Here is a 21,256-nt window from a genome sequence, read left to right on the forward strand (position 1 = left end):
CTGTTATGCAACGGTTTTCGTTACTCTGCGGGCTACTGCGCGTCAGCCCCATCAAGTGAACGAACCTCGTTGCGTCGGCCCATCTTGCGCACCAGCACGTAGAACACCGGTGTCAGGATCAGACCGAAGATGGTCACACCCAGCATCCCCGAGAAGACGGCGATGCCGATGGCCTGGCGCATTTCGGAACCCGCACCGCTTGAAATCACCAGCGGGACAACGCCCATGATGAAAGCAAGCGACGTCATCAGGATCGGCCGCAGGCGCAGGCGGCTGGCTTCGATTGCCGCCTGAACGGTTGTCCGGCCCTGATGTTCAAGTTCGCGGGCGAACTCGACAATCAGGATGGCGTTCTTTGATGCCAGTCCGGCCAGAACGAACAGACTGATCTGGGTGAAGATGTTGTTGTCACCCCCAAACAGATAGACACCAAAGGCAGCCGAAAGCGTACTCATCGGGACGATCAGGATGACCGCCAGCGGCAAGGTCAGGCTTTCGTACTGGGCCGCCAGAACAAGGAAGACCAGCAGAATACAGATCGGGAAGATGAAGATTGCCGTGTTACCCGCCAGAATCTGCTGATAGGTCAGGTCGGTCCATTCATAGGACATTCCCGGCGGCAATGTTTCTTCCAGGATTTTGATAATCGCGGCCTCGGCCTCGCCACTGGAGTAACCCGGTGCGGCGTTGCCGTTCAGATCAGCCGAACGGAAGGCGTTGTAACGCATGGCGGTATCTGGACCGAATGTTTCCGATACGGAAAGAACACTGCCAAGCGGCACCATATCCCCATCCGCGTTGCGTGTTTGCAGACGCAGGATGTCTTCGGGGCTTGAGCGATAGGGTTTGTCCGCCTGTGCGATCACCTGATAGGTGCGGCCGAACTGGTTGAAGTCGTTGACATACATGGAGCCCAGATAGATCTGCATGGTCCGGAAGATTTCATCGACCGGAATGCCAAGCTGCTGGACCTTTGTACGGTCAAGATTGGCCTGCAATTGCGGGACATTGATATTGTAGCTTGAAAACACACCAGTCAGTTCAGGTGCGGCCCATGCCTTGGCCAGTACCTGTTTCATGGCGTCGTCAAGCGCACGATATCCCTGGTCGCTGCGATCCTGCACCTGCAGTTTGAAACCGCCCACCGTGCCAAGACCCTGAACCGGGGGTGGCGGGAAGATGGCAACAAAGGCCTCGTCAAGGGCAGCATATTTCTGTTGCAGCTTTCCGGCAATCGCCAGCCCCGACAGATCATCGGATTTGCGTTCGGCAAAGTCGGTCAGCGCCACGAAGACAATGCCGGCACTTGAGCTATTCACAAAGCCGTTGATCGACAAGCCGGGGAAGGCCACGGCACTTTCAACACCGGGTTCCGCCAATGCGATTTCAGACATTTCGCGAATGACTTCTTCGGTGCGGTCCAGTGTCGCGCCCTGCGGCAATTGTGCAAAGCTGACCAGATACTGCTTGTCCTGCAACGGAATGAAGCCGGACGGCAAAATCTGGAAACCCTGCCAGGTCAGAACCAGCAATCCGGCATAAACCGCCATCATGATGGTTTTCATCCCCAGCAGCCGTTTGACACCCCCGCCATACAGTTCCGTACTGCGATTGAAGAACCGGTTGAACCAGCGGAAGAACCAGCCAAAGACAAAGTCCATGGCACGGGTCAGCCAGTCTTTCGGTGCGTCATGAGGTTTCAGCAGCAGTGCCGACAGAGCCGGGCTGAGCGTCAGGGAGTTGATGGTTGAAATGATCGTTGCGATGGCGATTGTCAGGGCGAACTGCTGATAGAACTGACCGGTCAGACCACTGATGAAGGCAATCGGAACGAAGACGCCGGTGATCACGAGCGAGGTCGCAATGATCGGCCCGGTCACTTCGCGCATCGCGGCCACGGTTGCATCGCGCGGTGACAGACCACGTTCGATATTACGTTCGACGTTTTCGACCACCACAATGGCATCATCGACCACGATCCCGATGGCGAGGATCAGACCGAACAACGACAGTACGTTGATCGAGAACCCCAGCAACAGCATCAGGGCAAATGTCCCGATAATCGACACCGGCACAGCCAGCAGCGGAATGATCGAGGCACGCCATGTCTGCAGGAAGATTGTCACCACCACAACAACGAGGGCGACGGCTTCGAGCAGGGTTTTGATCACCGACTTGATCGAGCTTCGAACAAAGACGGTCGGATCGTAAACGATGCTGTATTCAAGACCTTCGGGGAAGTTTTCCTTAAGCTCCGCCATGGTTGCGCGAACGTTGCTTGAAATTTCAAGCGCGTTGGAACCCGGCGATGCAAAGATCGGAAGGGCGACGGCCGATTTGTTATCAAGCAGGGAACGCAGCGCATATTGCTGGGCTTCCAGCTCCACGCGGGCGACATCGCCAAGACGGGTTACAGTGCCGTCTTCGTCACGATTGATGATGATTTCGGCAAATTCCTCGGGCGTTTCGAGGCGCCCGTGAACATTGATCGGCAACTGGAACTGCACACCGGTGTCATACGGTGCGCCGCCAATCGTACCCGCCGCGACCTGCACGTTCTGGCTTTGAATGGCCGAAACAACATCGCCCGCGGTCAGGCCGCGTTCGGCAACCTTGTCCGGGTTAAGCCAGATGCGCATGGCGTAGTCACCCGACCCGAACAGACCGACCTGCCCGACGCCCTTGATGCGCGCCAGCTGATCCTTGACATTCAGGGTCGCGTAGTTGCGCAGATAAAGCATGTCATAGCGGTCATTTGGCGAGAGCAGATGCACCACCATCGTCAGATCCGGGGACTGCTTTGACACCGTCACGCCAAGCTGACGGACGATATCGGGCAAACGCGGTTCGGCCTGCGATACCCTGTTCTGGACTTTTTGCTGTGCCAGATCGGGATCGGTTCCGATTTCAAAGGTCACGGTCAGGCTGAGACGGCCATCGGTCGTTGCCAGCGAGTTGACATACAGCATCCCCTCGACCCCGTTGATCTGTTCTTCAAGCGGGGAGGCGACGGTTTGCGCAATTTCAGCCGGGTTTGCACCGGGGAATTGCGCTTCGACCACGACGGTCGGCGGCACGACTTCCGGATATTCGGAAATCGGCAAATTCAGCATGGCAATTAAACCTGATAACAATATCAGGACGGATAGAACGCCAGCGAAAATCGGGCGATCCACAAAGAATCTGGATATATTCTGCATAACGGTCAGCCTAGTCTTTGCGCGCAGTCAAGCATCCGTCAGGATGCCGAGGCCTGCAGAATTTCAGGAGCAACAGGCATACCGGGTCGAACTTTCATGATCCCGTTCACAATCACCATGTCACCGGGTTCAAGCCCGGATGTCACGATGCGGCGCCCGTCAACTTCGGAACCCAACGTCACCTGACGATAGGCAACCGTGTTATCCGACTGGACCACGTAAACGAATTTACGGTCCTGATCGGTGCTGATTGCTTCTGGTGAAATCAGGATGACATCCTGTTCGGCCGAGGTGCCGAGTTGCAGGCTGGCGAAGCTTCCGGGCAGTAAGGCGCCGTTGCTGTTTTCAAACAGGGCACGGGTGCGGATGGTACCAGTGCGGGTATCAATCCGGTTATCAAAGCTGTGAACGAAGCCTGAAATGGTTTCGCCACCGGCGACAGTCAGGCGAACCGGGATTTGCTGTGCTGCACCGCCGACCTTGTTGGCGTCATAGATGCTGGCGAAATAGGTTTGTTCGTCCAGATCGAAATCGGCATAGATTTTACCGGTCGAGACAATCGTGGTCAGTACCGGTGCGTTCGGCCCGGCATTCACCTGATTGCCAACGGTCAGTTCGACCCGGCTGACACGGCCATCAATCGGTGCCTTGACGAAGGCATGGTCAAATTCGATTTCGGCAAGTTCGAGCTGGGCAAGCGCACGGTTAACCTGACTTTGCGCAACCTGTTCGGCGCTGACGCGTTCATCAAAGACACGTTTGGAAACGGTGCCATTGGCCACCAGTTTTTCAGCGCGTGCCTTCTCCTTGGCGGCAAGCGACAGGGTCTGGCGGGCAGCGGCCAGTTCGGCCTTGGCTTCGTCAACGGCGGCCTTGTATGTGCGGGGATCGATGACTGCCAGAATATCGCCTTCCTTGACGATCTGGCCGTCTTCGAAGCGGATATCGACAATCGCACCACTGACCTGCGGGCGAAGCTGGACTTCCTCGACCGCACTCAGCCGGCCGGAGAAATTGTTCCAAAGCCTGACGGACTGGCTGTGCACGTCCTGGACAGTGACGGGGGTGATTTGCGGTGCAGCCTGTGCGACGGCTTCGTCGGCATCGGCGGTGCCTATGGTGCTCAGCCCGTAACCACCGGCAGCAATCGCAACGATTGCAGCTGTGGCAGGCAGCAACATTCTAAGTTTGGATCGTGATTGCATCTTTCCATTTCCCAATAGCGTGACCCGCGCATTCGCGGACAGAATAGCGGGAAGATGCGTACCGATCGGTTTGTTAGCAAGGGCAAAATGAAAAAAATTTACAGAAATTCTAAATTCTGCAAATTATTCGGCAGCCGACAGAGAGGTATTATCTGTCTCTACCTTCCTGTATTCACAGCGTAAATCAAGGATTCGGCAGATGCCAACACGCAGATCAGACCGAACAGTATCAGCACAGTTAAAAACTTTGCCGTAAGTCAGTAAACCGTGCACATACTGGAAAACAAGCCGCGCGAGAGTCGTAACGTCGGCATCGCCCGAAAGCATGCCTTCGCCTTTAAGGCCGCGAATCATCGAGGCAAGATACTTGATCTGTTCCTCGGCCAGTTCGCGTGAACAGTCCTGAATTTCGATGTCTTCGGGGCCGACCTGGCCACCGGCAGTAAAGATGGGACAGACACAGACTTCTGTATCACCCGGTGCACCCTGCTTTTTCTGCTTGTTCATGATCAGGTCGATATAGCGGTTCAGCTGATCAAGCGGGGCGATTTCAGGGGAAAAGATGGCCCTGAGTTCGTCCTTGCCCTTGTCCCAGTGATGGCGGGCAGAGGCGGCAAACAGGGCGGCCTTGCTATCAAAGTGATGATAGAATGCGCCCTTGGTGACCCCTGCATGCTTGCAGACATCACTGACACCAATATCGTGATAGCTGCTGGTCCATAGCAATTGTATTGCGGTCTCCAGCAATTTTGTCCGGGTCTCGGCAGCGTTCCTCATTTTCACACCATTTTTCTCTTTTTCTGTATTCAATATACGTACCGGTTGGTATTTTTCAAGGCATCCCCTGACTTCATTTGGTTTTCATCATATAAAAACGGCAGGAGAATGGCAGTAAATTAAATCGATTCAATCACTTCGTGGTCAGCACCCGCTTTAAAAAAGTTGCCAACCAACTGGCATCCGGGTGCTCCTGACATTTCGGGAGATATCCACACCCCGGCGAAGTCAAAAAAAGAGGGCACCGAAGCGCCCCCTTTTTGCGAAAATCCGTGCCGGGCCGATCAGCCGCCGACCATTGCCCTGATCTGACGGTTTGCCACCGTGATCATCGACAGGTCGATCTGCCCTGCGGCACGCAGTTCGTCGATCAGTTGATCACACCGCGCACAACCACGCTGATGATCATCGACCCATTTCCGGACCAGATCACCACCAACCGTGCCGTTCGTGCCAGAAGAAAGCACAACACGCGTCAGTTCGCGCTGATGACCGAACAGGTCATCAATCGCGGCGGCACGCGCCAGTTTCTGCCAATGGGTTTCGGCTTCTATGGACTCGGCTGCTGCACGCAGCAGGCCAAGCTGGAAGCGTGCCCCGATGGCAAAATAGGTTGCCCCGACATCAATCACATCACGCCCGGTTGCCTCGGCGATGCGGACGATATCGCAAACCGCGACCATCTGCTGCATTGCCGCCACACGGCGCGCCAGATCTTCGGGCACGCCCCGATCGATCAGGGATTGCGATTTCTGATCCAGGGTCGTGCGGAAGGCCGCATCAGCAGGAACGATATCGTCAAAGGCCTCGATCACCTTGGCAACCGCCGGACGGAACAGCTCGATCTTCGCCCCGACATTCAATTCCTCGCAATTGCGCAGGAACCACAGGGTCACATCTTCGACCATGCGGTTGATGTGGGAGAACATCGCGATCTGGACCTTGGCATCAACCTTGTTATCAAGGGCCTCGATACCCGACCACAGTTTGCGCAGGCCGAAAACCGCACGGGTAATCAGATAGCCGCGCGAAACATCCACCGCCGAAAGCCCGGTTGCTTCCATCATGTCATGCACGAAGGTGCCGCCAACGCGGTTGACCAGACTGTTGGTCCCCACGGTCGCGATGATTTCGCGTTTCAGACGATGGCTGGAAATCGCCGCGCTGTATTTTTTACGGACAGCCGTCGGGAAATACCGCACCAGTTCTTCGACCAGAATCGGGTCATCCGGCAGATCGGATTTAAGCACCTCGTCATAGAGCCATAGCTTGGCATAGGGCATCAGAACCGAGATTTCCGGGCGGGTAAGGCCCTGATGGGCGGCCGTGCGACGTGCCAGTTCCTCGTCATCGGGAAGATATTCGATTTCCCGGTTCAGACGACCTTCGCGTTCCAGCATCCGGATCAGGCGAACCTGCGCATCAAGCGCATCCCCGCCCCCGGCAAAGGCGTTCGAGATCGCCTGGCTTTGCAGATAGTTGTCACGCAGCACCAGATCGCCGACCTCATCGGTCATTTCGACCAGCAGTTTGTTACGCTGCTTTTCGGTCATGTCGCCGGCGGCCACTACCTCGCCCACAAGGATCTTGATATTGACCTCGTGGTCCGAGCAGTTGACACCCGCCGCATTGTCGATGGCGTCTGTATTCAAACGCCCACCAGCATGGGCATACTCGATACGGCCGCGCTGTGTGCAGCCTAGGTTGGCACCTTCGCCGACGACCTTTGCGCGGATATCCTTGCCATTGATGCGGATGGCATCGTTGGCGCGGTCCCCGGCATCGGCATTCGATTCCGTCGATGATTTGATATAGGTCCCGATCCCGCCGAACCACAGAAGTTCGACATCGGATTTCAGGATGGCTTTCATCATGTCGGCCGGTGTTACCTTGCCGGTGCCAAGATCAAGCAGCTTGCGAACCTCAGGCGAGGGATCAAGCGTCTTGGCCTTGCGGTCAAAGATTTCGCCGCCCTTCGAGAGGACCTTGGTGTCGTAATCGGCCCAGCTTGAACGTGGCATATCAAACAGGCGCTGCCGTTCGGCAAAGCTTTTCGCCAGATCCGGATTTGGATCGACAAAAATATGCATATGGTTGAAGGCGGCAACCAGTTTGATCTGTTCGGACAACAGCATGCCGTTGCCAAACACGTCACCGGACATATCGCCCACACCGGCAACGGTGAAGGGTTCTTTCTGGATGTCCTTGCCGATTTCGCGGAAGTGACGTTTGACCGATTCCCACGCACCGCGCGCGGTAATGCCCATTTTCTTGTGGTCATAGCCCTGCGAGCCGCCCGATGCGAAGGCATCGTCAAGCCAGAAGCCATAATCACGGGCCACACCATTGGCGATGTCGGAGAAGGTTGCAGTACCCTTGTCGGCAGCAACGACCAGATAGGGGTCATCATCATCAAGACGACGCACACGTTCCGGCGGGATGATGTCGCCACCGACAATATTATCGGTGATATCAAGCATGCCTGACATCAGCGTTTTATAACACGCAATGCCTTCCTCAAGGAACGCTTCGCGACCGCCATCGACCGGGGGCCGTTTAACGACAAAGCCGCCCTTGGAGCCAACCGGCACGATCACCGCGTTCTTGACCATCTGGGCCTTGACCAGACCCAGAATTTCGGTGCGGAAATCTTCCTGACGATCCGACCAGCGGATACCACCACGCGCGACCGGGCCACCACGCAGATGGACGGCTTCTACCCGCGGCGAGTAGACAAATATTTCGCGCCAAGGACGTGGAAGCGGCAGATCTTCGACCATGCCGGAATTGAATTTTACCGACAGATAGGGTTTCGGATTGCCGTCCTTGCCATACTGGAAATAGTTGGTGCGAAGCGTTGATTGAACGAGATTGAGGAAGGCGCGCAGAATGCGGTCCTCGTCCGGGTTCATCACATCTTCAAGGCGGGTGATAATGTCGCCTTCAATGGCCTCGGCTTCGACGGCCAGCCCCGGATCACGATCCGGATCAAAGCGCGCAATGAACAGATCAACAATCGTTGCCGCCAAGCCAGCATTATTGGCCAGTGTTTTGGCCATGTAATCCTGCGAGAAGGCCGATCCCATCTGGCGCATATATCGGGCATAGGTCCGCAGGATGACGACTTCGCGCCAATGCAAGCCCCCCAGCAGAACAAGACGATTAAAGGCGTCGTTTTCGATTTCGCCGTGCCACATGCGAATGAAAAGTTCCTGGAACTTGTCACGCACATCATGCAGGTGGAATTCGCCGTCAACCAGCACCCCGAAATCGTGAATGCGGACATTCACATCCGTATCGCGCGGCTCGACCTTAAACGGGTTTTCGGTAATGACCTTAAGACCCATATTTTCAAGCATCGGCAATACATCGGAAAGGGGCACCGGCGCACCGGGATTATAAATCTTGAAGCGCAGTTCATTCTCGGCCGCCTCGATCGGGCGATACAGATTGACCCGCAAGTCCGATGATTTGATCACATCCTCGATACGGTCGATATCAAGAGCCGCGGTATCAACACCGAAACGATCACGATAATCGCCGGTGAAGCTTTCGCCGTAACGACGATAAAGGGTCAAGCCGCGTTCTTCGCCCATTTCACGGACCAGCACCTGACGGAGCGTATCAGCCCAGTCGCGCGCGGTTTCAACAAGCTGGCGTTCGATATCGGTAACATTGTATTCCGGCAATTCACCCGGCGTGGTTTTGACCAGAAGGTGCAACCGCGCAAGGGGACTATCGCCGATCAATGTGTAATGTGCCGTCACCTTGCCATCAAAGGCGGCTTCGATCACCGACTGGAACTTCATGCGAAGCTTGGTCGAGAACCGGTCCCGCGGGCAGAAGACCTGGCAGGAAACGAAGCGTTCAAAGGCATCACGGCGCACGAACAGGGCAATCCGCTGGCGTTCCTGCAAATGCAGGATGCCCATGCAGATATGATACAGATCATCAAGTTCGATCTGGAACAGTTCGTCGCGCGGGAAGGTTTCAAGGATATTGACCAGCGCCTTGGCATCATGGCTGGCAGGCGGGAAGCCGGCACGCTTGATGGTTTCGGCAAGCTTCATGCGCAGAAGCGGAATGAGGCGCGGGCTGAGGTTGTAGGCAACCGAGGTGAACAGACCGACAAACAGATGCTGACCGACAACCTTGCCTTCATCATCGAACTGCTTGACGACAATCGTATCGAGATGCACCGGACGATGCACGGTTGACTGCTTGTTGGCCTTGGTCACCATCAGAAGACTTGGCTGGGCGACAAAGGCCTGCACCTCGGTCGACAGATTGCCGATCTGGCGCAGTTCGTCAAAGATATGCGTCCCTTCACGGCGCAGAATCCCAAGCTGGCTTTGCGGATTCACGTCCACTTTGGCCTTCTTGCCGGTACCGCTGAATTTATATTCACGATAGCCAAGGAAGGTGAAGTGATCGTTATGGACCCAGCCGAGGAAATCCTGGGCTTCCTTCTGGTCTTCGGCGGAAATACCGGTTGGCGCGGTTCTGATGCCATCAAGAACTTCAGCGACTTTTGACAGCATCGCCTGCCAATCCTCGACCGAAAGACTGACATCGGTAAGAACGTCTTCCAGACGATCACGGATTTTTCGCAGAACGACTTCGTCGGTTTGCTCGTCAATTTCAAGATGCATCACGGATTCACGTGGCGCATCCGAATTCTCGACCGCTTCGACCGACTGCAATTCACCACGATCATCACGTTCGATACGCATGATCGGATGGATGACCAGATGGACAGTCAGGTCAAATTCGTTAAGGGCAGACGTTACGGAATCCACCAGGAACGGCATATCCGTATTGATCATCTCGATCACGGTGTGATCGGATTTCCAGCCGTGCTCTTCAAGATCGGGGTTATAGACCCGGATCTTGGCGGCATTGGCCGATGGGCGCTTTTGCGCGAATTTATATAATGTCAGTGCCGCGCCATAGAGCGAGTCGACGGATCGACCTGCCATGTCGTCAGGCGGTACATCCTTGTAAAAAAGGCGAACGAATGCTTCTGCATCCTTCGCCATCTTACCGGTCAAGCGTTGCTGGATCTGTTCGACAACCTTGTCGATGACTTCCCGTTTCGGGTCGTCGCTTCGGGCTTTCATGTCCAATTTCCCTTTTTATCGGCTCTGTTTGCCAGAACCGAAGTGCCGACCTTTGCGGGCGGCACTACACACCTCGGATGTCACATGTATTTGGGAAGACAACCTGAAGTTCCCCACACCCGGAAATGACGGAAAACTGCAGCTTCCTTCCATGGCTACACATAGCGGATCATCTGCCTAAAAACTATGCTTCTGCACAAAAAAAAATCGTTCACTCAATAGGTTCCGATCAACGGAACCCTGTATTCCATTTGGGGATTGTCACAGAATTTTACACTTTGCTGCATCGCAAAATCATCTAAGCTTTGTCTGGCGCGCGAATCAGGAGTCCGCTTCGCATCCGCAAAACAACTCAAAGCAGGAGATGCCAAGTGCTGGCAGGAAAGAAGGGCCTTATCGTCGGAATTGCCAACGACAAATCGATTGCCTATGGCTGTGCCCGAATTTTCAACCGGGAGGGTGCAGAGCTTGCGATCACCTATCTGAACGACAAGGCCGAAAAGCATGTCCGCCCCTTGGCAGAGGGACTAAACACCACGATCATCACCCCGCTTGATGTTCAGAACGAAGACCAGATGGATCGATTGTTCGAGGCAATTTCCCATCAATGGGGAAAACTGGATTTTGTCCTGCATTCCATCGCATTTGCCCCTGGAGATGATCTGCATGGACGCGTGATCGACTGTTCACGCGACGGCTTTCTGACCGCGATGGATATTTCGTGCCATTCATTCCAGCGACTGGCAAAGCGTGCAGAGCCGTTGATGATCGACGGCGGCGCACTTTTGACCGTCACCTATATGGGATCGGAACGGGTTATTGACCATTATGGGGTCATGGGCCCGGTCAAGGCCGCGCTTGAAAGTGCAACCCGATACATGGCGGCCGAGCTTGGCCCGAAAAACATTCAGGTCCACGCGATTTCACCCGGCCCCCTTCTGACACGCGCGGCATCGGGCATTGCCGAATTCAACAACCTTATGACCACCGCCCAAAGCCGGGCACCGGGACGCAGGCTGGTTACCATCGACGAGATAGGCGAACTGGCCGCTTTCCTTGCCAGTGACCGGTCACGCGGGATCACGGGCGACGTCATCCATATCGATGGTGGCTATAACATCATGGGCTAAAGCAATTTGCCTTTAACCGATCATGCTGTCCTCGAACACGATATTGTCCTCGCTGAAATCGGCAAGATCGGTATTTTCAATCAGGACACCATAATCGTAATGCCGACCATCACTAAAATCGACATACAACCCGGCGTCCGTTTCCTCTGCATGCTCTAGAAAATCAGCAAAGTCATGGATGCCGCTTTTTTCCTGAAACTCGGTTCCGAGCTGGAGCCTGTCGCCATCGGGGCCGGTTTCAAAATCAGCAATCCGGTCACGTTCGGCACCGCCTTCGAACACCCGCCACAAAAACGTGTCGGGGCCATCATCCTGCGGATATCTGTCACTGTTGCCGCGCAGGAAATCGTTGCCATCACCACCCTCGATGATGTCGTGACCATTTCCACCGTGCAGGACATCATGCCCGTCGCCACCGCGCAGAATATCGTCGCCAAAATGCCCCTGCAGAACATTCCGACCAGCATCGCCGATCAACAGGTCATCATGGATTGTGCCGTATAGATTTTCGATATCATGGACAACGTCGCCTTCGGCTTCGCCGCCCTGAAAAACACCGGTTTCAAGGTTGATCGAAACGCCGCTGTCCCCATTGTAACGCAGTGTGTCGCTTCCAGTGCCGCCGTCGACATAGTCCGCATCGGCACCGGGGCTTAGCATATCATCCCCGTCACCGCCCAGCAGGGTATCCTCGCCTTCGCGTCCCGTGAGGGTATCGTTCCCCGCACCGCCCAGAAGGGTGTCATTGCCGGGATCATTGCCCAGATAATCACCATACAGGAAATCGTCCCCGTCACCGCCCAGCAGCAAATCGCTGCCACCGCGCCCCCAAAGCACATTGCTTGCGTCATCGCCGATTACAGTATCGTCAAACGGACTTCCTTCAACCACTTCGATGCCAACAAGCCGGTCACCCTGCGCCTCGCCGCCATGACCGGTTCCGGCTTGCAGATCAACAATGACGCCTTCTGTTGCGGTATCGGTATCGTAATTGGCGCTATCACGTCCTCCGGGGCCACCGTCAAGCAAATCCGCCCCCGGTCCGCCTGTCAGCTCGTCATCTCTGCCAGCACCATAAAGCTGATCATCGCCCGCCAGCCCATAAATCGTGTCATTATCACCTGATCCGACAATGCTATCATTGCCTTCTGTTCCGGTAACGAGTGCCATAACGCCCTCCTGCAACTGACAACATCAACTGCAGATTTAAATATATATTCCCGCACACATCAACATTCGTAAAATAGAATGAAATATAAACTTGAATTATACAAAATGACCATTTTCAAAAAATGGCGATAACGTGTTTTAATACATGAAATATTAGAAATTATTCTGCCGTTTTCTGGATTTTATTGCGTCATCAGCAAGCGGGGCCGCTTTTACAATTTGCTTCTGAAGGGCCAGAACCAGTTCTGCATCGGGATCCGGTGCGCTGGCAGCAAACAAATCTGCCGTATCGCCGCTATTGATCGCAATCATGCGCTTTTCCGTCTCGGCCTGGGTTTCAACACGCCCGTCGGAAACCAGATGCCGCAAATCAAACCCGGCACGTTTGAGCGCCGGCGCGATCAGCAATGTGCGATGGCAGTCCAGCGGATCCTTTTCCGCACACATCAGGCAGATTCGGTATTTGCCCGCACCTGATATCAAACGATCAATCCCGGCTTTGAATTCCGGGCGCGCTGCCATCAGGTCGTAGCTTAGCCGACCATCGGGATACAATGTCGGGTCCTGCGGCTTTCCGCCCAGAACATCCCCCATGAAAACGTAAGCAATACCGTTCTCGCGCAGGAACGGGCCAAAGGTATCGGTGTCAAATGCCTTCCAGTAATTCGATCCCCTGAAAGTCCGGATGTCGGCCACCGCCGTGATGCCCTGCCCTTTTAAAAGGGCAAGCAAACTGTCCCGGTCATGCCCGGCATAACCGACGGTCCAGATAATGTTTTGGGGGTAATCGTTGTCCTGATTGTCGTGCATTTTTTCAAAAAACGACATCTGACAAGGAACCGCAAGACCGAAACAAAAAAGACTGCCCCAAAGGACAGCCTTTTTTAACTTTCATCATGGAGCGGGCGAAGAGATTCGAACTCTCGACCCTAACCTTGGCAAGGTTATGCTCTACCCCTGAGCTACGCCCGCATCATCATGAAAGCATGATTAAGGAAACCACCTGATGGAGCGGGCGAAGAGATTCGAACTCTCGACCCTAACCTTGGCAAGGTTATGCTCTACCCCTGAGCTACGCCCGCATTCATCAGTATTTCCTGCCCCTGTGGAGCGGCGCGGATAATAGCCCAACAAAACGTGATTGCAACCCTTTTTTCCATCAAATCGCCGCCACATCCAAAATGGCGGTTTTCCTTGACTTTTTACCCTTAAAACGGGGAAATCACGCCAACATGCTGCAATTTGCGTCCTAATTGCAATCTGACCATCTTCGCGCGACCCAGCCAGAAGGAAAACAGGATGAGTGATCCATCAACCGCACTTTTCGATTATCTCGAAAATCTTGGGATCAAAACCAGCACGCACGAGCATGTCCCCCTGTTTACGGTTGAGGATTCGCAAAAGCTGCGCGGGGATTTGCCAGGCCTTCATTCCAAGAACCTTTTTGTCAAAGACAAGAAGGATGCCCTGTGGCTTGTCGTGGCTGAGGAAAATACCGAAATCCGCATGAACCATTTGCACAAGACACTGGGCTGCGCGCGCCTTTCGTTTGGCAAACCGGAACTGCTGCTTGAAACGCTTGGCGTCATTCCGGGATCGGTCACGCCGTTTGCCCTGATCAACGATCATTCGCGCAAGGTTAACTTCGCCCTCGATGCGAAGCTGGCCAAAGGCGACATTCTTAACTTCCACCCCTTGCGGAATGATAGAACCACGACAATTCAATCGGATGATCTGCTTCGATTTATCACCAGTCTTGGCTATGAAATCAGAATTGTTGATTTTGACGAGGAAATTGGTTCGTTCTGATTCCGAACAAATGCTCATAAAGCCTTTTACCGCGAAACATTAAACTATAAGATTTTCCTAATGTTATGCTGGAGCCCCTTGTCGAACAGCGGTTGCGGCATCATCTAGAATTCAGAATTAGAGAGTAAACGATAATGTCCATCATTCTTGACGCCACCGCTGCGAATGCCGCCCCCACCGCCGGACAGGACAAAGACCTGATCAAGGACAGCGGCGTAGAAACCTTTGTCCAGGACGTCATCGAACCCTCGATGGAAGTGCCTGTTGTCGTCGATTTCTGGGCCCCTTGGTGCGGTCCATGCAAAAGCCTGACCCCGACCATCGAAAAGGTCACACGTGAAGCTGGCGGGCGCGTAAAGCTGGTCAAGGTCAATATCGATGAAAACCAGGAACTGGCGATGCAATTGCGCATCCAATCGGTTCCGACGGTCTATGCCTTCAAAGGCGGCCGTCCGGTTGATGGTTTTCAGGGTGCGCAGCCCGAAAGCGAAGTCCGCGCCTTTTACGAGCGCCTAGCAGGCGGCCCGATCGAAAGCCCGATTGCCGCAATTCTGGATCAGGCGGCAGGCGCACTTGCAGATGACGACCATGAAACAGCCCACGGCCTTTATGTTGGCGTCCTTGAACGTGAACCGCAAAACGAAACAGCAATCGGCGGCATGATCCGCTGCATGGTAGCGATGGGTGAAATTGAAGAAACCCGCCATTTTGTGGATAACATGGCCGAAGCGGATCGCCTGAAAGCACCAATTGCATCCGCGATCAGTGCGCTTGAACTGGCGGAAACCGGCTACAGCAAGGAAGACCTTGATGTTGCGCGCGCCAAAGTGGCCGCCAATCCGGAAGACCTGCAGGCACAGTTTGATTTGGGCATGGCCTGCTTTGCCACGAACAAGCGTGATGAAGCCGTCAACGCCATGATTGCGATCATTCGCAAGGATCGCGGCTGGAACGACGATGCCGGTCGCACCCAGCTGATCAAGTTTTTCGAGGCCTGGGGGCCGATGGACCCGGCCAGCGTTGCGGGGCGCCGCGCACTCTCGACGGTTTTGTTTTCATGAGCATATGCGGTCCTTTTGATCCCAGCTTCTCGGATCTTCCAGATACAATGCCGGTTTTTCCGTTAAGTGGCGCGCTTTTGCTGCCGCGTGGCCATCTGCCGCTCAATATCTTCGAGCCCCGCTATCTGAACATGATCACGGATGCACTGGGACAGGACCGCATGATCGGCATGGTTCAGCCACGTCCGGACGGACGGAACACCTATCACATGGACCCCGACAACCCGCCGGTATTCCAGACCGGCTGCGCGGGTCGCATCACGGCGTTCAGCGAAACGGATGATGGTCGTTTCCTGATCACTTTGACGGGTGTTTGCAGATTCAACATCATCGAAGAACTGCCAATGCAAAAAGGCGGATATCGTGCCGTTCTGGGTGATTTTGCGGCATGGAAGGATGACCTGCTGCTGCCCTCGCCGGATTTGCAGCCCATCGATCGCGATCGTCTTCGACAGGCGATGGAAGGCTATTTTGCCCAGCATTCATTGCGTTCCTGCTGGGATACGCTCAGCGATACCGATGATGAAATGCTGGTGACCGCCATCGCAATGGGATGCCGGCTCAGCCCGCTTGAAAAACAGGCTTTGCTCGAATGCGCAAGCCTGTATGATCGCGGCGATATGCTGACAACCTTACTGGAAATGGCGGCCCATCCACGGGCCCCGCAAACAGCCACCAATTAAAGTGATATGAAGGCCAGACAATGACCGCGACACATAGCCCGGTAGACCCGAAACTGCTTGAAATCCTCGTTTGCCCGGTCACGAAGGAAACGCTGGAATATAATCGCGAACAGAATGAGCTGATCAGCGTTAAGGCGGGCCTTGCCTATCCGATCCGTGACGGCATTCCGATCATGCTGCCCGACGAAGCACGCGTCATCGAAGATTGATTGTGACGGCTTTCATGTCGGAACACAGCTTTACCCCGCGGTTCAGTCCGGTTGAAATCAACTATCTGCGTGACGACCACATTCTGGAAATTATCTGGGATGATGGGCTGACGTCAAAATTCAGTGCCGAACTTCTGCGGGTCGAAAGCCCGTCTGCCGAGGTTCAGGGACATCATCCGTCCGAAAAGAAAATCATCCCCGGGCGTCGCCATGTCGGCATTATCGACATCGTCCCGGTCGGGAACTATGCGGTGCGCCTTACATTTGATGATCTGCATGATAGCGGATTGTACAGCTGGCAATATCTGCGTGACCTGCATGCCAATCAGGATCAGCTCTGGACTGATTACCTTCGTGCACTCGAGATGCGTGGCCTGTCACGCGATCCCGTACGGCGTTAAGGCATCAGCCCCCCCCTCTGATCCGGCCCCATAAACAAAAAACAGCCCTGCCATGTGACAGGACCGTTCTTGGGATCAGACAACAAACCGGAAAGTTTGCCGTCGGCAGTGATCAGAAGCGGTAACCGACACCAACACCGAACAGCCACGGATCAAGATCGGCATCCGCTTTGGTGGCGCCACCATTTACCGACACGTCGGTATTCAGATAAATCTTTTTAACATCAACGTTCAGCGACCACGGACCGGAGATCGCATAGTCAAAACCGGCCTGGAAGGCATAGCCAAAGCCATCGTCATATTTGACGGAATTGAACTGACCCGGTTTGCTGTCATAGAAGAATGTGTAATTGATGCCGGCACCAATATACGGGCTGAAACGCTGATCAGCCATGAAGTGATATTGTGCGGTCAAAGTCGGCGGCAGCAGACGCACACTGCCAAGGTCCAGATTGCTGGACCCGGTATTCCAAGTCACGTCATGCTGAGAGGTACCAGCGATCAGTTCCAGCGCAATGTTATCAGTAATGAAGTAGGAAAAATCCACTTCAGGAATAACATCGTCATCAACCTTGCCTTCACCCGCAAGCGTGCCGCTGGTGATGTCTTCGTCCGGAACAACCCCGACAACACGACCGCGAATCACAATATCGCCTGCCTGTTTCGTTTTAAATGCCGCTTCCTGCGCCTGTGCGCCAGTTGCCGCAATCATCATCGTGCCAACAACAGCACAGCTGGCCACAGTGGCCATCAATTTCCGGGTAAGTGTCATGTTTATCCCCTGCATTCAAAAATACGTCACGGGGACACTGCATCTTCGCAAATGCGAAAAGCTTGACTCAAATCAACACAGCACGACAAAAAGCGACACAATTTTGAATTGTTATTAACTGCGCGCAGATAACCAAACCAAAAGGCGATCTTTGGAGATAAAAGATCGCCTTTTGCGTCAATCAGCATCTACGTGGCGAGGATCTAAAGAGGCTTACCCTGCATCAGGCGCGGCAGAGTCCCGGCATATCCCATGGCATGGGACATGAAAGTCTTTTTGAGCGGCGGGATTTTCTGAACCACAGCAAGCCCGATATCGCGCGCCCAGCGCACCGGTGCAACATCGTTGGAAAACAGCCGATTGGTCAAATCGGTCACCGCCAGCATCACGGTGTTGTCAAACCGGCGCCATTGTTCATATTCAGCCAGAACATCAGAACCACCGATATCGCGGCCAAGGCGGCGGGCTTCGACGAGAATTTCCGCCAGGGCGGCGACATCGCGTATCCCCATATTAAGCCCCTGCCCGGCAATCGGGTGCATGCCATGTGCCGCATCCCCGATCAGGGCAATACGCGGGTCGGTGTAGCGATAGGCATGCTGCAGGCCAAGCGGATAACAGAAACGCGGGCCAATGACTTCAAGATCACCAAGATAGCCGTCAAATCGCCGATGCAGTTCGTCGACAAACGTCTCCTCGTCCAGATTGACAAGATAATTGGCAAGATCGGTTGTTTCCGTCCAGACAATCGAACAACGATCATCGGTCATCGGCAAAATCGCAAACGGGCCAGCGGGCAGGAAATGCTCCACGGCAAGACCGTTATGGGGCACCTTGTGCTTGACCGTACAGACCACCGCACTTTGCTTGTAGCTCCATTGGTAGGTCTTGATGCCCGCCCAATTCCGCAGCATCGAATTGCGCCCTTCGGCGCCAATGGCCAACGCGCCGCGGATAGACCGGCCATCTGACAATGTAACCGTCATGCCGCCCTGATCACGTGCAATGGTTTCAACACGTGCCGGTGCGATCATTTCGACCAGATCGGTTTCGGCAATAGCCCGATAAAGCGCGCCACGCGTGATCAGATTCTCGACGATGTAGCCCAGAGGCTGGTTTCCGACATCTTTATGATCATAATGAAGGAACAGCGGACTTACGCCGTCTGCAATCCTGATATCAAGGATCGGTTCGGCTTCGTCCGCCATGTATTTCCATGCACCGATCACATCAAGCACGGACCGGGAAGCCGCAGCTATGGCGCAAGTACGTCCGTCATAATTGGCAGTGAGGATGGTTTTCGGGTCAGCCTGGTCAATGACAACAGATCGAATACCGCCATGAGCCAAAGCAAGCCCCATCGCAGCACCATTCAGGCCACCACCAAGAATAATGACATCGGTCTGGATCATTTCCGAAGCACCCATTATGCAAACCCTTACTTTCTTCTGTGGCCGCAGACATCAGAGATCGCCGCAAAGCCATATCACTTTCCAACAGGTTATACGCAAAAACTGCCGAATGGTGCTTCTGATTTAACCCGCGGACCTCTTCATCACAAGCCAGAGCGACAAATTGATCACCCAATTGGTGGAAGAACCCAGGTTTTATCGGTCCTGATCCCTGATCATGCACCTTGGGTTATCCCGGCAAAACCCACAGGCAGCGACATCGCATTGACTAAAAACGGATTTTCCAGAGCGTCAAGGTTGATTAAAAAATATGCACAAATTTTAAACAGCGCCAAAATCTATGCACATTTTGTATTCTCCAACCCACTCGCCTTTGGTGAAGACTTACCCGTTAACCACACTTAATCATTTTATTTCAATCACTTAAAAGATGAATTTCGAATCTGGCACGATTCTTGGTTTGTAGGTTGCGACTGCGAAATCGTGATTACCACGTCGGTACTCAACGGATATGCCGGGAGGTCGCAATATTATGAAACTCGTTACTGCTGTCATTAAGCCATTCAAGCTCGATGAAGTCCGCGAAGCACTTAGTGCGCTTGGCGTTCAGGGCCTGACGGTGACTGAAGTCAAAGGTTTTGGCCGCCAGAAAGGCCAGACCGAAATTTATCGTGGTGCTGAATACATGGTCAGCTTCCTGCCCAAAGTGAAGCTGGAAGTCGCGATCACGGATAATCTGGTTGATCAGGTTGTCGAAGCCATCACCAAAACTGCTCAGACCGGGAAAATTGGGGACGGAAAGATTTTCGTTCTTGATGTGAGCCAGGCGGTACGTATCCGCACGGGCGAAACCGGCGACGACGCCCTGTAAGTCCAGAGACAAGGGGAGACATTATGAACATTCCGATGAAGAAAACCGGCTTTGCCGCTCTTGCCGGGGCCGCTGCGCTGGCAATCACATCACCGGCCTTTGCTCAGGACGCGGGCGTTCCGGCCGAGACCCAATACATCCTCAACACCTTCAGCTTCCTGTTTAGCGGTGCGCTGGTGATGTGGATGGCCGCCGGCTTTGCCATGCTGGAATCCGGCCTGGTGCGGACCAAAAACGTATCGACCATTCTTTTCAAAAACATCGCCCTCTTCGCCGTTGCAGGTATCATGTATTACCTGATCGGTTATAACCTTATGTATATGGACGTTTCCGGCTGGATCGGTTCGCTCAGCCTGTGGAGCGCTGATGACGCTGCTGCACTTGGTGGCGATTTCTCTGGCGGGTATTCGGCAACCTCCGACTGGTTCTTCCAGATGGTGTTCGTTGCAACCGCAGCTTCGATCGTTTCCGGCACCGTTGCCGAACGTATCAAACTGTGGCCCTTCATGATTTTCGTCGTCGTCCTGACCGGTATTATGTATCCGATTACCGGTTCCTGGACCTGGGGTGGTGGCTGGCTGTCTGAAATGGGCTTTGCCGATTTCGCAGGCTCGACCATTGTTCACTCGGTTGGTGGCTGGGCGGCTTTGACCGGCGCAATCATCCTTGGTGCACGTAAAGGCAAATATGGTGCGGACGGTTCGGTTCATCCGATGCCCGGTTCGAACCTGCCGCTGGCAACACTTGGTACCTTCGTTCTGTGGCTCGGCTGGTTCGGCTTCAACGGTGGTTCGCAGCTTGCAATGGGTTCGGCTGCTGACGTTATCGCGATTGCCAACATCTATGGCAACACCTCGATGGCTGCTGCCGGTGGCGTTGTTGCCGCAGCAATCCTGACCCAGATCCTTTACAAAAAGGTCGACCTTACCATGGCACTTAACGGTGCACTGGCTGGTCTGGTCTCGATTACTGCTGGCCCGGACACCCCGACCATCGGTTCCGCCATCATCATCGGCGCCATCGGCGGTATTCTGGTTGTTGTTGCAGTTCCGCTGCTCGACAAACTGAAAATCGATGACGTTGTCGGCGCTGTTTCGGTTCACCTTGTCTGCGGTATCTGGGGCACCATGGCTGTTCCGTTTACCAATGACGGTGCATCGTTTGGTGTTCAGCTGACCGGTGTTGTTGCGATGGGTGCCTTCACCATTGTTGCATCAGCAATCGTGTGGCTGATCCTGAAATTCACGGTTGGCATTCGCCTTAGCGAAGAAGAAGAAGCACTGGGCAGCGATGCTGTCGAGCTTGGCCTCGAAGCTTATCCTGAATTCGGTAAAGGTTCGCAGCGCTTCTAAGCGATCAGATTTCCTGACGGGTGCCATGTTCGCATGGCACCCAGCCTGTCAGACCAACTGGCCCGCCTTGGCATTTCCCATTGG

Annotated in this window: 17 protein-coding genes and 2 tRNA genes; 9 read left to right on the top strand and 10 right to left on the bottom strand. The window is 54.3% G+C overall.

Annotation, left to right across the window (positions count from 1 at the left end; all coding sequences use genetic code 11):
- Positions 1 to 32: 32 nt before the first annotated feature.
- The 4 genes from TH468_RS05430 to TH468_RS05445 form a co-directional block, all read right to left on the bottom strand.
- Entirely contained in the window at positions 33 to 3,200 is a 3,168-nt protein-coding gene (locus tag TH468_RS05430) for an efflux RND transporter permease subunit (RefSeq protein ID WP_085642575.1), read from the bottom strand.
- A 38-nt stretch (positions 3,201 to 3,238) separates the two neighbouring features.
- Positions 3,239 to 4,405 carry an efflux RND transporter periplasmic adaptor subunit gene (locus TH468_RS05435; protein WP_246832223.1) on the bottom strand — a complete coding sequence of 389 codons (1,167 nt, stop codon included), beginning with the start codon at positions 4,403 to 4,405 and terminating at the stop codon, positions 3,239 to 3,241.
- Between the two features lie 123 nt (positions 4,406 to 4,528).
- Positions 4,529 to 5,182 (bottom strand): TetR/AcrR family transcriptional regulator, encoded by a 654-nt coding sequence (locus TH468_RS05440; protein WP_085642576.1) that lies wholly within the window; start codon positions 5,180 to 5,182, stop codon positions 4,529 to 4,531.
- 284 nt (positions 5,183 to 5,466) lie between these two features.
- The gene (locus TH468_RS05445) at positions 5,467 to 10,302 is read right to left on the bottom strand and encodes an NAD-glutamate dehydrogenase (RefSeq protein WP_085642577.1); all 4,836 of its coding nucleotides are present in this window, start codon (positions 10,300 to 10,302) and stop codon (positions 5,467 to 5,469) included.
- Positions 10,303 to 10,673: 371 nt separating this feature from the next.
- Here TH468_RS05445 and fabI point away from each other — a divergent pair, with 371 nt between their 5' ends.
- Positions 10,674 to 11,432, top strand: a complete 759-nt coding sequence (gene fabI / locus TH468_RS05450) for an enoyl-ACP reductase FabI (RefSeq protein WP_085642578.1) — start codon at positions 10,674 to 10,676, stop codon at positions 11,430 to 11,432.
- Between the two features lie 12 nt (positions 11,433 to 11,444).
- Here the strand turns inward: fabI and TH468_RS05455 are convergent, their stop codons facing one another.
- From TH468_RS05455 to TH468_RS05470, 4 genes are all read right to left on the bottom strand, one after another.
- On the bottom strand, positions 11,445 to 12,602 hold the full coding sequence (locus TH468_RS05455) for a calcium-binding protein (protein WP_085642579.1): 1,158 nt from the start codon (positions 12,600 to 12,602) through the stop codon (positions 11,445 to 11,447).
- 153 nt (positions 12,603 to 12,755) lie between these two features.
- Positions 12,756 to 13,430, bottom strand: a complete 675-nt coding sequence (locus TH468_RS05460; protein WP_085642580.1) for a DUF488 family protein — start codon at positions 13,428 to 13,430, stop codon at positions 12,756 to 12,758.
- A 69-nt stretch (positions 13,431 to 13,499) separates the two neighbouring features.
- Positions 13,500 to 13,574, bottom strand: a tRNA-Gly gene (locus TH468_RS05465).
- A 35-nt stretch (positions 13,575 to 13,609) separates the two neighbouring features.
- A tRNA-Gly gene (locus TH468_RS05470) sits at positions 13,610 to 13,684 on the bottom strand.
- Positions 13,685 to 13,901: 217 nt separating this feature from the next.
- Between TH468_RS05470 and TH468_RS05475 the strand changes: the two genes are divergently transcribed.
- The 5 genes from TH468_RS05475 (at position 13,902) to TH468_RS05495 (ending at position 16,765) form a co-directional block, all read left to right on the top strand.
- Positions 13,902 to 14,411, top strand: a complete 510-nt coding sequence (locus TH468_RS05475; protein WP_085642581.1) for a prolyl-tRNA synthetase associated domain-containing protein — start codon at positions 13,902 to 13,904, stop codon at positions 14,409 to 14,411.
- 134 nt (positions 14,412 to 14,545) lie between these two features.
- Complete coding sequence (trxA, locus tag TH468_RS05480) at positions 14,546 to 15,472, top strand: thioredoxin (protein WP_085642582.1); 927 nt, start codon at positions 14,546 to 14,548, stop codon at positions 15,470 to 15,472.
- Positions 15,469 to 16,155, top strand: a complete 687-nt coding sequence (locus TH468_RS05485; RefSeq protein ID WP_085642583.1) for an LON peptidase substrate-binding domain-containing protein — start codon at positions 15,469 to 15,471, stop codon at positions 16,153 to 16,155. The genes trxA and TH468_RS05485 overlap by 4 nt, the downstream gene beginning before the upstream one ends.
- A gap of 20 nt (positions 16,156 to 16,175) precedes the next feature.
- Positions 16,176 to 16,364 carry a Trm112 family protein gene (locus TH468_RS05490; RefSeq protein ID WP_062950936.1) on the top strand — a complete coding sequence of 63 codons (189 nt, stop codon included), beginning with the start codon at positions 16,176 to 16,178 and terminating at the stop codon, positions 16,362 to 16,364.
- 14 nt (positions 16,365 to 16,378) lie between these two features.
- A complete protein-coding gene (locus TH468_RS05495; RefSeq protein ID WP_085642584.1) occupies positions 16,379 to 16,765 on the top strand; it encodes a gamma-butyrobetaine hydroxylase-like domain-containing protein in 387 nt (128 codons plus the stop codon).
- A 112-nt stretch (positions 16,766 to 16,877) separates the two neighbouring features.
- Here the strand turns inward: TH468_RS05495 and TH468_RS05500 are convergent, their stop codons facing one another.
- Positions 16,878 to 17,537, bottom strand: coding sequence for an OmpW family protein (locus tag TH468_RS05500; protein ID WP_085642983.1), 660 nt, complete (start codon positions 17,535 to 17,537; stop codon positions 16,878 to 16,880).
- Positions 17,538 to 17,740: 203 nt separating this feature from the next.
- On the bottom strand, positions 17,741 to 18,949 hold the full coding sequence (locus tag TH468_RS05505) for a UbiH/UbiF/VisC/COQ6 family ubiquinone biosynthesis hydroxylase (protein ID WP_246832225.1): 1,209 nt from the start codon (positions 18,947 to 18,949) through the stop codon (positions 17,741 to 17,743).
- Here TH468_RS05505 and TH468_RS21575 point away from each other — a divergent pair.
- The 3 genes from TH468_RS21575 (at position 18,878) to TH468_RS05515 (ending at position 21,172) form a co-directional block, all read left to right on the top strand.
- Positions 18,878 to 19,354: a hypothetical protein gene (locus tag TH468_RS21575; protein ID WP_168177085.1), complete on the top strand. Its 477-nt coding sequence runs from the start codon at positions 18,878 to 18,880 to the stop codon at positions 19,352 to 19,354. The two genes, TH468_RS05505 and TH468_RS21575, sit on opposite strands and share 72 nt — an antisense overlap.
- A gap of 127 nt (positions 19,355 to 19,481) precedes the next feature.
- Complete coding sequence (locus TH468_RS05510; RefSeq protein WP_007088725.1) at positions 19,482 to 19,820, top strand: P-II family nitrogen regulator; 339 nt, start codon at positions 19,482 to 19,484, stop codon at positions 19,818 to 19,820.
- A 23-nt stretch (positions 19,821 to 19,843) separates the two neighbouring features.
- Positions 19,844 to 21,172 (top strand): ammonium transporter, encoded by a 1,329-nt coding sequence (locus TH468_RS05515; protein ID WP_051682296.1) that lies wholly within the window; start codon positions 19,844 to 19,846, stop codon positions 21,170 to 21,172.
- Positions 21,173 to 21,256 lie beyond the last annotated feature (84 nt).

Origin of the sequence: Thalassospira sp. MCCC 1A03138, from assembly GCF_002115785.1 — a bacterium.
GTDB lineage: Bacteria > Pseudomonadota > Alphaproteobacteria > Rhodospirillales > Thalassospiraceae > Thalassospira.

What these genes read in the sequence shown, in the direction of transcription:
- TH468_RS05510 (WP_007088725.1), top strand. Translation starts at nt 19,482, where the DNA reads ATGAAACTCGTTACTGCTGTCATTAAGCCATTCAAGCTCGATGAAGTC.
- TH468_RS05460 (WP_085642580.1), bottom strand. Translation starts at nt 13,430, where the DNA reads ATGTCGTTTTTTGAAAAAATGCACGACAATCAGGACAACGATTACCCC.
- trxA (WP_085642582.1), top strand. Translation starts at nt 14,546, where the DNA reads ATGTCCATCATTCTTGACGCCACCGCTGCGAATGCCGCCCCCACCGCC.
- TH468_RS05485 (WP_085642583.1), top strand. Translation starts at nt 15,469, where the DNA reads ATGAGCATATGCGGTCCTTTTGATCCCAGCTTCTCGGATCTTCCAGAT.
- TH468_RS05455 (WP_085642579.1), bottom strand. Translation starts at nt 12,602, where the DNA reads ATGGCACTCGTTACCGGAACAGAAGGCAATGATAGCATTGTCGGATCA.
- TH468_RS05505 (WP_246832225.1), bottom strand. Translation starts at nt 18,949, where the DNA reads ATGATCCAGACCGATGTCATTATTCTTGGTGGTGGCCTGAATGGTGCT.
- TH468_RS05430 (WP_085642575.1), bottom strand. Translation starts at nt 3,200, where the DNA reads ATGCAGAATATATCCAGATTCTTTGTGGATCGCCCGATTTTCGCTGGC.
- TH468_RS21575 (WP_168177085.1), top strand. Translation starts at nt 18,878, where the DNA reads ATGAGCCAAAGCAAGCCCCATCGCAGCACCATTCAGGCCACCACCAAG.
- TH468_RS05475 (WP_085642581.1), top strand. Translation starts at nt 13,902, where the DNA reads ATGAGTGATCCATCAACCGCACTTTTCGATTATCTCGAAAATCTTGGG.
- TH468_RS05495 (WP_085642584.1), top strand. Translation starts at nt 16,379, where the DNA reads ATGTCGGAACACAGCTTTACCCCGCGGTTCAGTCCGGTTGAAATCAAC.
- TH468_RS05515 (WP_051682296.1), top strand. Translation starts at nt 19,844, where the DNA reads ATGAACATTCCGATGAAGAAAACCGGCTTTGCCGCTCTTGCCGGGGCC.
- TH468_RS05435 (WP_246832223.1), bottom strand. Translation starts at nt 4,405, where the DNA reads ATGCAATCACGATCCAAACTTAGAATGTTGCTGCCTGCCACAGCTGCA.
- TH468_RS05440 (WP_085642576.1), bottom strand. Translation starts at nt 5,182, where the DNA reads ATGAGGAACGCTGCCGAGACCCGGACAAAATTGCTGGAGACCGCAATA.
- TH468_RS05490 (WP_062950936.1), top strand. Translation starts at nt 16,176, where the DNA reads ATGACCGCGACACATAGCCCGGTAGACCCGAAACTGCTTGAAATCCTC.
- TH468_RS05500 (WP_085642983.1), bottom strand. Translation starts at nt 17,537, where the DNA reads ATGACACTTACCCGGAAATTGATGGCCACTGTGGCCAGCTGTGCTGTT.
- TH468_RS05445 (WP_085642577.1), bottom strand. Translation starts at nt 10,302, where the DNA reads ATGAAAGCCCGAAGCGACGACCCGAAACGGGAAGTCATCGACAAGGTT.